The following is a 10,019-nucleotide window of genomic DNA, read 5'->3' on the forward strand; positions in this document are numbered from 1 at the left end:
TCAGGCCCCTTCCACTCGCAGGATGCTGGTGACCTCGTGCACGACGTCGAGCTGCCCGACGGCCTCGACGGTGCGGCGCAGGGCCGTGTCGAGGGCCCGGTGCGTGACGATGCGCAGTTCGGCGTCGCCGCCGGCGCGCTCACCGTCTCCCTCGCTCTGCGCCCCCGCCGTCTCGTCGCCCGCGCCGTCGGTGTGCGTCGACTGGCGCATCGTCTCGATGGAGACGCCGTGGTCCGCGAAGACGGCGGCGATCGCGGCGAGCACGCCGGACGCGTCGGCGACGCGCAGGCCGATCGCATAGCTGGTGACGACGGCCTCGAGCCCGACCGGGGTGACGTGCGCGCCGACGCTCTCGGTGACGCCCGGGCCGCCGAGCACCCGGCGGCGGGCGGAGCTGACGATGTCGCCGAGCACCGCGGACGCGGTGGGCACCCCGCCGGCACCGGCGCCGTAGAACATGAGGGACCCGGCGTACTCGGCCTCGATGTAGACGGCGTTGTACGCGCCGCGCACGGAGGCGAGCGCGTGCTCGCGCGGCAGGAGCGTCGGGTGGACGCGGACGGCGACGCCGCGGTCGCCGTCGGACGCGCCCTGATCCGCGGGGTTCGCGGGCACGGTCTCGCAGATGGCGAGGAGCTTGATCACGTAGCCGGCATCGCGCGCGGCGGCGACGTCCTCGGCGGTGATCGCGGTGATGCCCTCGCACCAGACGTGCGCCCGGTCGAAGCTGGTGTGGAAGGCGAGCGAGGCCAGGATGGTGGCCTTTGCGGCGGCGTCCAGGCCCTCGACGTCCGCCGTCGGGTCCGCCTCGGCGTACCCGAGGCGCTGTGCGTCGGCCAGCGCGTCGGCGAAGGAGGCGCCCGTGGCGTCCATCGCGTCGAGGATGTAGTTGGTGGTGCCGTTGACGATGCCGAGGACCTTGGTGATGTTGTCCCCGGCGAGGTTGTCGCGCACGGGCCGGATGATCGGGATGGCCCCGGCGACGGCCGCCTCGTAGGCCAGCTGCACGCCCGCGTCCTCGGCCGCCGCGTACAGCTCGGGGCCGTGCTCGGCGAGCAGCGCCTTGTTGCCGGTGACGACCGTGGCGCCGGAGGCGAGCGCGGCGAGGATCAGCGTGCGGGCCGGCTCGATGCCGCCCATCAGCTCCACGACGAGGTCCGCGCCGGCCATCACGGCCTCGGCGTCGGTGCTCAGCAGCTCCCGCGGCAGGTCCACGGCGCGGGGGGCGTCGACGTCGCGCACGGCGATGCCGGTCAGCGCCAGGCGGGCGCCCACGCGCCCGGCGAGCGCGTCGGCGTCCTCGAGCAGGATCCGCGCCACCTGGGCACCGACGTTGCCGGCCCCGAGCAGGGCGACCTTCAGCGTCTCCATCACACGTCCGTCTCTCCCACGGCGTCCGGGACGTCCCGGGCCAGCAGGTCGGTCTCGGTCTCGCCGCGCACGATGGGGCGGGCCGATCCGTCGCGGACCGCCGTCACCCCCGGCCGCGGCAGGTAGTTGTAGTTGCTCGACAGGGACCAGCAGTAGGCCCCGGTCGCGGGCACGGCGAGCACGTCGCCGACCCGCAGGTCGCCGGGCAGGTAGACGTCGCGCACGACGATGTCCCCGCTCTCGCAGTGCTTGCCGACCACCCGGCACAGCGCCGGTCCGGCGGTCGAGGTGCGGGAGGCGAGCACCGCGGAGTAGTCGGCGTCGTACAGCACGGGGCGGGGGTTGTCGCTCATCCCGCCGTCGACGGAGACGTAGCGGCGGATCGCCGTCGCGGCGTTCTGCCCCTCGGCGACGTCGACGCGGACGTCCTTGATGGTGCCCACGGTGTAGAGGGTGATGCCGGCGGTGCCGACGATCGCCCGGCCCGGCTCGATCGAGATGTGCGGCACGGCCAGGCCGAGGTCGGCGCAGGTCCGGCGCACGACGGCGGCGGTCGCGGTGGCGATCTCCGCCGGCTCGCGCGGGGTGTCCCCGGGCACGTAGGCGATGCCGTGCCCCCCACCGAGATCCAGCTCGGGCAGTTCGACGCCGTGCCGGTCCTTGACGTGCGCGAGGAACGCGAGCAGGCGGCGGGCCGCCGCCTCGAAGCCGTCCGGCTCGAAGATCTGCGAGCCGATGTGGCAGTGCACGCCGATCAGGTCGATGTGCTCGGCGGCCACGGCGGCGTCGACGGCGGCCTCGGCGGGCGACCCGGTGAAGCCGGCCTCGCTGGTCTCCTGCGTGTCCCCCGTGAGGGAGAGGCCGAACTTCTGGTCCTCGTGGGCGGTGGCGATGAAGTCGTGGGTGTGGGCGTGCACGCCCGGGGTCAGCCGCAGCATCACGGGGGCGCGGACGCCGCGCCGGGCCGCCACGGCTTCGATGCGGGCGATCTCGGGCAGGCTGTCGGCGACGATCCGCGCGACGCCGACGTCGAGGGCGCGCTCGAGCTCGGCGTCGGACTTGTTGTTGCCGTGCAGGCCCATCCGGGGACCGGGCACGCCCGCGCGCAGGGCGACCAGCATCTCGCCGCCGGACGCGGTGTCCAGGCACAGGTCCTCCTCGATCACCCAGCGGGCGACCGCGGTGCACAGGAACGCCTTGCCGGCGTAGTACACGTCGACCGTGGTGCGCTGGGCCTCGTCGTCGCCGGCAGCGAACGCCGCGGTGAAGGCGTCGCGGAAGGCCCGGGCACGGGTGCGGAACTCGTCCTCGGAGAGCACGTAGGCCGGGGTGCCGAGGCGCTCGGTCAGCTCGGTGAGGCCCACGCCGCCGACGGTCAGGGCACCGGCGTCGTCACGCGCGGCGTCGGCCGGCCAGAGGCCCGGCACGAGCGCGTTCACGTCGTCGGGGACGGCGAGCCAGGCAGGGGCCAACGGGCTCGCGCCCTCCGCGCCGGTCCCGGCCGCGCTGTTCTCCTGCGCGTTCACATGCGCTCCGGCGCGGAGACGCCGAGCAGGCCCAGGCCGTTGGCGAGCACCTGGCGGGTCGCGTCGTTGAGCCAGCGGCGGGTCCGGTGCGTGTCGGTGACCTCCTCGCCGGACAGCGGCGTCACGCGGCGCACGTCGTACCAGCGGTGGTAGGTGCCGGCGAGCAGCTCGAGGTGGCGGGCCACGCGGTGCGGCTCGCGGAACTCGGCGGCCTGGGCGACGACGCCCGGATACTGGCCGAGCGCGGCCAGCAGCGCGGATTCGGTCGGGTGGTCGAAGAGGGACGCGTCGAACGCCTCGGCGCTGCGGTGCACCCCGGCGGCGTCGGCGTTGCGGCCGACGGCGCACGTGCGGGCGTGGGCGTACTGCACGTAGAACACGGGGTTGTCGTTCGAGTGCCGGACGAGCAGGTCAAGGTCGATGTCGATGTTCGAGTCGACGGAGTAGCGGGTCAGCGCGTAGCGCGCGGCGTCGACGCCGACCGCCTCGACGAGGTCCTCCATCGTCACCACGGTGCCCGCGCGCTTGGACATCCGCATCGGCTTGCCGTCGCGCACGAGGTTGACCATCTGCCCGATGAGCACCTCGACCCGGTCCGGGTCGTCGCCCAGCGCCGCGGCGGCGGCCTTGAGCCGGGCCACATAGCCGTGGTGGTCCGCGCCGAGCATGTAGAGGCAGAGGTCGAACCCGCGTGAGCGCTTGTCCTTGAAGTAGGCGATGTCCCCGGCGATGTAGGCGGCGTGCCCGTCGGACTTGATCACGACGCGGTCCTTGTCGTCGCCGTAGTCCGTGGACCGCAGCCACCACGCGCCGTCGGCGAAGTAGAGGGTGTCGGAGGCCTTCAGCTGCTCGAGCAGGGTCTCGACGGCGCCCTCGGTGAAGAGCGAGTCCTCGTGGAAGTAGACGTCGAAGTCGACGCCGAACTGGTGCAGGGACCGCTTGATCTCGTCGAACATCAGCGTGACGCCGACCTTGCGGAACACCTCCTGCGGGTCCGGGTCGGTCAGGGCGTCCGGGCGCAGCCGCAGCACCTGGTCGGCGATCTCGGCGATGTACTCGCCGCCGTAGCCGTCCGCCGGCGCCGGCTCACCGTTCGCGCGGGCCAGCAGCGACCGGGCGAACCGGTCGATCTGCGCGCCGTGGTCGTTGAAGTAGTACTCGCGGGCGACGTCGGCGCCCTGCGCGGTGAGCACGCGGGCCAGCGCGTCGCCGACCGCGGCCCAGCGGGTGCCGCCGAGGTGGATCGGCCCGGTGGGGTTGGCGGAGACGAACTCGAGGTTGACCCGGGTCCCGGTCATCGCCGTGCCGGTGCCGAAGGCCGTCCCGGCCTCGACGACGGTGCGGGCCAGTTCACCGGCGGCCGCGGTGTCGAGGACGATGTTCAGGAAGCCCGGGCCGGCGATGTCGACCGAGGCGACGCCGTCCACGGCGGCCAGGCGGCCCTGGAGGAGGGCCGCGATCTCGCGCGGCGGCAGGCCCGCCGGCTTGGCCAGCTGGAGGGCGATGTTGGTGGCCCAGTCCCCGTGCTCCCGGTTCTTCGGTCGCTCCACACGCACCGCCGGGACCGTCGTCAGCGCCAGGTCGCCGGCGTCGACGGCGGCCTGCAGGCACGCAGCAAGAGCGGAGGAGAGTTCTTCGGGAGTCACCCGTTCAGGGTACCGGCGCGGCGTGGCGCCCCCGAATCGTTGCGTCGTCGTGCTCCCCCTCATCGCCGACTGGTCGGACGATGGCGGTTTCACGACTCTCGACGGCGCAGAACCGCCGATTTCCGACCAGTCACCGAGCCGAGAGGATCAGGGGCGGGCCAGCTGGTCCTCGAGCATCCGCGGCCGGCAGCACACCGCGCCGCCGATCGCGACGACCACGAGTCCCCCGCACAGCAGCAGCGTCGGCGCGAACCAGCCGCCGGTGGCCTCGTGGATGATGCCGACGAACAGGGGCCCGAGGCACGCGAACCCGTAGCCGAGGCCCTGGGCGAAGCCCGAGAGCGCCTGGGCGCCGCGGTAGGTGCGGGTGCGCAGGTTGATCAGGACGAGGGCGAGCGGGAAGCTCGCCTGGCCGACGCCGAGCAGGCACACCCACAGCCACACCGTGCCGGGGGGCGAGCCGAGCAGGCCGAAGTAGGCGACGGCGTAGGTGACGACACCGGTCAGGCACAGCGGGTACGGGTTGCGCATCCGGGCGGCGAACACGGGGACGATGAGGCTCAGCGGCATCCCGATGAAGGCGAAGAGGGAGAGCATCGCCCCGCCGCCCGCGCGGTCCAGCCCGGCGTCGCGGACGATCTGCGGGAGCCACGTGAACATCGAGAAGGTGTTGAACGAGGTGAAGCCCATCATCGCGACCAGTCCCCACGCCAGCGGCGAGCGCCAGGGCTTGAGGGCGACCTCCGGCTCGGCCGGGTCGGCGCCGTGCTCGACGGGGTGGGGCTCAGCGTTGTGGGTTTCGAGGGCGGCAGCGTCGTCGTCGCTCCCCGGCACCGCCGCCTCGGGCGCCGGCCCGCGCGGGCCCGTCGATCGGCCGCGGGACCGCACCAGGCCGAGCCACGGCAGCGCCGCGACGAAGCAGGCGATGGCCCACGCGCCGGTGGACACCCGCCAGTCGGTGGCCTCGGCGAGCGGTACCGCGACCAGCGGCGGGACGGCGGTGCTCAGCGCGAGGATCGTCACGTAGAGCGCGGTGACCGAGCCGATGGCGTCCGGGAAGTACTTCTTCACGAGCGGTGGCAGCAGCACGTTGCCCACCCCGAGGCCCGCGACCGCGAGCACCGACAGGGCGAGGAAGACCCCGGTGTCCGAGGTGAGGGCCCGGCCCACCTGGCCGACGACCGAGACGGCCATCGCGAGGACGGCGAGCCACTCCCCGCCGATCCGGCGCAGCGCGACGGGTGTGAGCACCCCGAAGACGGCGAAGGCGATGGGCGGCAGCATGCCGAGCAGGCCCGTCGTCGTGGCGTTGAGCGGGACGTCGCGGGCGATCGCGCTGACCAGCGGCGTGACGTCGGTGACGGCCACCCGGAGGGTGAACGCCAGCAGCATGATCCCGGCCAGGGCCAGCAGCCGGCCCTTCCAACGCGTCCACTTCACCCTGCGAGGCTAACGGCTGGTGAGCGCCTCGGACGCGCCCGCCCGGACGTGCTCCGTCGCACCGCGCGGATTGGGTGTCCGGGCCGCGACGCTGGTACGCTGAGGGACGCACCAGCCCGCGTAGCTCAGTGGATAGAGCGTCTGCCTCCGGAGCAGAAGGTCGTAGGTTCGAATCCTGTCGCGGGCACCAGCTGACATCGCTGAACGAGAGCCCGGACCCGCGAGGGTCCGGGCTCTCGCCGTCTCAGGACCCGGCCGCGCCGGTCGGGACCGCGGGCACCTGCCACGGACGGCGTCGCGCCCGCGGCACCGGGTGGACCGGGACGGCGTCGACGACCCGGTTGCGGATGGTCCCGAGGCGCTCGCCGTCGAGGGCGACGACGTCGTCGGTCAGCTGCTGCTGCGCCCACGCCGGATCGGTCAGGGTGCGGAGCACGTCCGTGCCGGGTTCGAACAGGCGGCCGTGGTCGCCGTCGACGACACCGCTGCGCGGGACGCCGTCGTGCATGAGCCGGAAGATACGCATCGAGCCTCCTCGTCGGGGCGCCGTCGCCCCGGTCCTCCCGCATCATGCCGGGTCGGCCACCATGACAGGATCGGCCCATGGCCATCTACACGCTCGGTTCCCTGTCCGCCGTCCCCGCCGCCGACCATCCCGACCTGCTCGGGGATCCCGTGCGGGCGGCCCTGACGGCGCTCGGCCTGCTGGGGACCGTCGGCGTCGTCGAGATCGACCCCGAGCTCTCCGACACCGCCGCGACCGAGGAGGCCTACGGGCTGGACACGCAGACGCTGGTCAACTGCGTCGTCGTGGCCGGCAAGCGGGAGGGCATCGAGAAGGTCGCCGCGTGCGCGGTGCCGGCCACGACCCGCGCGGACGTCAACAGCACCGTCAAGAAGCGCCTCGACGTGCGCAAGGCCTCGTTCCTGGCTCGCGAGGACGCCGTCGAGCGCACCGGGATGGAGTTCGGCGGGATCAGCCCCATCGGCCTGCCGGCGGACTGGCCCGTGCTCGTGGACGCCCGCGTGCCCGACCTGCCCGTCATCTGCATCGGCTCGGGTGTGCGACGGTCCAAGCTGCTGCTGCCCGGCGCGACGCTCGCGGGGCTGCCGACCGCCACGGTGATCGAGGGCCTCGGCATCTGAGGCGCGCGGGGTCGGCCCTCTGCGCCGGAACTGCGGGTGCCGGCCGCGTCAGCCGACGTGCACGTGCGGCCGGAGCAGGACGACGGGCTCGGCACGGCGCAGGATCTCGCGCGTCACCGGCGCCACCTCCCCCTGGCCCGAGAACACGAAGCGGGCGAGGTTGGTCAGCGGGTTGCCCTCGGTCCACTCGAAGTAGACGTGGGGCACCTCGTCGGTCAGGTCCCGGATGCGCAGCAGCACCGCGGCGATCGTGTTGGGCACCACGGGGCTCGTGACCCGCAGGACGTTCGCGTCCCCCACCGTCACCCCGTGCACGTCCAGCTCGACGGCGAAGTCCGAGGAGTCGACCACGGTCACCTCGAGGAACAGCGGGTGGGTACCCGAGGGCAGGTGGTCCCGCCCGGTCACCTCCTGCAGCTTCTCCGCGTACTGGCCCGGGCCCCCGTGCCCGGCCTCGTGCGCGATGACGGTGACGCCGTCCGGGCTGTTGGCCGCCCGCAGCATGGCCAGGGCCGCGTCGTCGAACGTCACGCCGGTCTCCCGCAGCTCGAACGAGCGCATCACGCGGGAGACGAAGGAGACGACGAGGATCGCGACGATGAAGATGGCCGCGATCCGCACCCCCTCGGGGCGTTCGATGACGTTGGCGACCGTCGTGTACGCGAACACGGCCGTGACCACCCCGAAGGCGATGGTCGCGCGCCGGTGGTGCCGCCGGGCGACGGCCAGCATGACCGCGACGGCCGCCGACGTCATGAGCACGAGCACGCCGGTGGCGTACGCGCCGCCCTGGGCGTTGACGTCGGCGTTGAACACGACGGTCACGATCACGGCGGCGGCGAAGAACACGGCGATCAGGGGCCGGACGGCCGACGCCCACTCGGGTGCCATGCCGTAGCGCGGCAGGTACCGCGGCACCAGGTTGAGCAGGCCGGCCATGGCCGAGGCGCCCGCGAACCAGAGGATGGTGATGGTGCTCAGGTCGTAGATGCTCGCGAACACGGGCCCGAGGTACTCGTGGGCGACGTAGGCGAGCGCCCGGCCCTCCGCCTGCCCGCCGGCCTGGAACTCCGCCGGAGGGATGAGGATCGTGGTGGCGAAGCTCGAGGTGAGCAGGAAGACGCTCATGATCGCGGCCGACGTCGTCAGCAGCCGCCGCGCGCCGCGGATGCGGCCCTGCAGCCCGTCGCCGTCGTCGCCCCCGCGGCCGGACCTGGACGCGCCGCGGATCTGCGGCATGACGGCGACCCCGGTCTCGAACCCGGACATGCCGAGCGCCAGCTTCGGGAAGACGAGCAGGCTGGTGCCGAGCACGGCCCACCCCCCGCCGTGCACCGTGGTGATCGCGTCCACCCAGTGGTTCAGCAGCGCCGGGTGCTCGGCGACCTGCAGGAGGGCGGTGCCGACGACGACGACGTTGAGCGCGAGGTAGACCCCCACGAGCACGACGGCGAAGCCGATGGCCTCGGCGAAGCCGCGCAGGAAGACGACGGCGAGCAGGGTCAGCAGCAGGATGGTCACCCACACCTGGCCGCCGTGCAGGAACGACGGCGCGAGCGGGTTGCCGATCAGGTGCGCCGAGGCGTCCGCCGCCGACAGGGTCATCGTGATCATGAAGTCCGTCGCGGCGAAGCCGAGAAGGACGAGGACGAACACCTTGCCGCGCCAGCGCGGCATGAGACGTTCGAGCATGGCCACCGAGCCGGCCCCGTGCGGGCTCTCCGCGGCCACCCGCCGGTACACCGGCAGCGCCCCGAACAGGGTCACGGCGATGAGGATGACGGTAGCCATCGGGGAGAGGAAGCCCGCGGCGAGCGCGGCGATGGCCGGCTGGTAGCCCAGCGTGGAGAAGTAGTCGACGCCCGTCAGGCACATGACCTTCCACCACGGGTGGCGCGGGTGCTCCTCGGCGGGCTGGGCGCCCGGTCCCTGGTGCGAGCCGGCCTGCTCGTTCAGGCCCTCCATGAACCAGCTGCGCAGCTTCCCACGTCGTTCCTGCCGGTCCAGCAGGGCCAGGTGTGCCATCGGGGCCTCCTCGTCGCCCGCGGTCCCCGGGACGTGCTCGTCCGGGCCGGCCGGACCGATCCTGAGCCGAACCTACACCCGGCGCGAGGGTCAGCTGCACCGGGCCCGACCACGTTCGACGGCCGGTGCCGGGCCGCGCCTCAGCCGGTCAGCGGGCGATGGGCGTACAGGTCGCGCAGCAGGGCGAGCTCGGCTCCGTGGTGGATGGTCTCCCGGTTGATGTGCACGACGAGTTCGAGCATCGAGTGCTCCGCCCACGGACCCTCCGCCTCCCCGACCGGCGCGGCGAGCTGCTCGGGCGTCAGGGCGGCGACGCCGTCGTCCCACCCCGCGTACACGCGATCCAGCTGGGCGAGCGCCTCGTCCGCCGTCGCGGCATAGGCGTGGCTGCGGTAGTCCATCGGCTCGCCGCCGAAGTGGGAGGCGACGCGCGCCCCGAGGACCCCGACGATCAGATGGCCGAGCCGCCAGGCGATGGTCGTCACGGGTGCCGGCTCGGGCTCCGGGAAGGCGTACTCCATCCGGTGGCTTCCCGTGCCGACCGCCATCGGCGCCGTGCTCGCGCCGTCGGGCCGGACGCTCCAGCACCCGTCGACCGGTTCCCACAGGTACTCCTCGTCGGTCAGGCCGGTGAGCCGGGGTCGCAGCTGGTGCGCCCAGTGCCAGCTCAGCTGCTCCCGGACGATGGCGTGCGCATCCATCTCGCTCCTCCAGTACTCGCGGTGACCCCGGCTCCCTCGGGATCGGCCACAGCGTAGACAGGGATGCGGACGGGACCTGTCCGCGGTCCGCGCCTAGGTGTAGGAGGTCATGACGTTGGCGACGCGGGTTGGGACGCGGGAGGCGGGTGGCTGGTCGGCGCAGG

At 73.3% G+C, this 10,019-nt stretch carries 8 protein-coding genes and 1 tRNA gene; 2 read left to right on the plus strand and 7 right to left on the minus strand.

Features of this window, described 5'->3' with window-relative positions; translation table 11 throughout:
* The 4 genes from V6N00_RS06090 to V6N00_RS06105 all read right to left on the minus strand — a co-directional run bounded on the left by V6N00_RS06090 (window position 1) and on the right by V6N00_RS06105 (window position 5,983).
* On the minus strand, window positions 1-1,371 hold the full coding sequence (locus V6N00_RS06090; RefSeq protein ID WP_334231175.1) for a homoserine dehydrogenase: 1,371 nt from the start codon (window positions 1,369-1,371) through the stop codon (window positions 1-3).
* A complete protein-coding gene (lysA, locus tag V6N00_RS06095) occupies window positions 1,371-2,897 on the minus strand; it encodes a diaminopimelate decarboxylase (protein ID WP_334231176.1) in 1,527 nt (508 codons plus the stop codon). The genes V6N00_RS06090 and lysA overlap by 1 nt, the downstream gene beginning before the upstream one ends.
* Entirely contained in the window at window positions 2,894-4,543 is a 1,650-nt protein-coding gene (gene argS, locus V6N00_RS06100; protein WP_334231177.1) for an arginine--tRNA ligase, read from the minus strand. Before argS ends, lysA begins: the two co-directional genes overlap by 4 nt.
* Window positions 4,544-4,690: 147 nt before the next feature.
* Complete coding sequence (locus V6N00_RS06105) at window positions 4,691-5,983, minus strand: MFS transporter (RefSeq protein ID WP_334231178.1); 1,293 nt, start codon at window positions 5,981-5,983, stop codon at window positions 4,691-4,693.
* 114 nt (window positions 5,984-6,097) lie between these two features.
* Here V6N00_RS06105 and V6N00_RS06110 point away from each other — a divergent pair.
* Window positions 6,098-6,173 (plus strand) — tRNA-Arg (locus V6N00_RS06110).
* Between the two features lie 54 nt (window positions 6,174-6,227).
* Here the strand turns inward: V6N00_RS06110 and V6N00_RS06115 are convergent.
* The gene (locus V6N00_RS06115) at window positions 6,228-6,509 is read right to left on the minus strand and encodes an Rv2993c-like domain-containing protein (RefSeq protein WP_334231179.1); all 282 of its coding nucleotides are present in this window, start codon (window positions 6,507-6,509) and stop codon (window positions 6,228-6,230) included.
* A 77-nt stretch (window positions 6,510-6,586) separates the two neighbouring features.
* On the opposite strand from V6N00_RS06115, the gene V6N00_RS06120 reads away from it, so the two are divergent.
* A complete protein-coding gene (locus V6N00_RS06120) occupies window positions 6,587-7,129 on the plus strand; it encodes a YbaK/EbsC family protein (RefSeq protein ID WP_334231180.1) in 543 nt (180 codons plus the stop codon).
* Between the two features lie 48 nt (window positions 7,130-7,177).
* Here the strand turns inward: V6N00_RS06120 and V6N00_RS06125 are convergent, their stop codons facing one another.
* Entirely contained in the window at window positions 7,178-9,154 is a 1,977-nt protein-coding gene (locus V6N00_RS06125) for an amino acid permease (protein ID WP_334231181.1), read from the minus strand.
* A 140-nt stretch (window positions 9,155-9,294) separates the two neighbouring features.
* Complete coding sequence (locus tag V6N00_RS06130) at window positions 9,295-9,855, minus strand: DinB family protein (RefSeq protein WP_334231182.1); 561 nt, start codon at window positions 9,853-9,855, stop codon at window positions 9,295-9,297.
* Between the last annotated feature and the right edge of the window lie 164 nt (window positions 9,856-10,019).

It is taken from the genome of Tersicoccus mangrovi (assembly GCF_036881825.1).
In the GTDB taxonomy this organism is placed as follows: domain Bacteria; phylum Actinomycetota; class Actinomycetes; order Actinomycetales; family Micrococcaceae; genus Tersicoccus; species Tersicoccus mangrovi.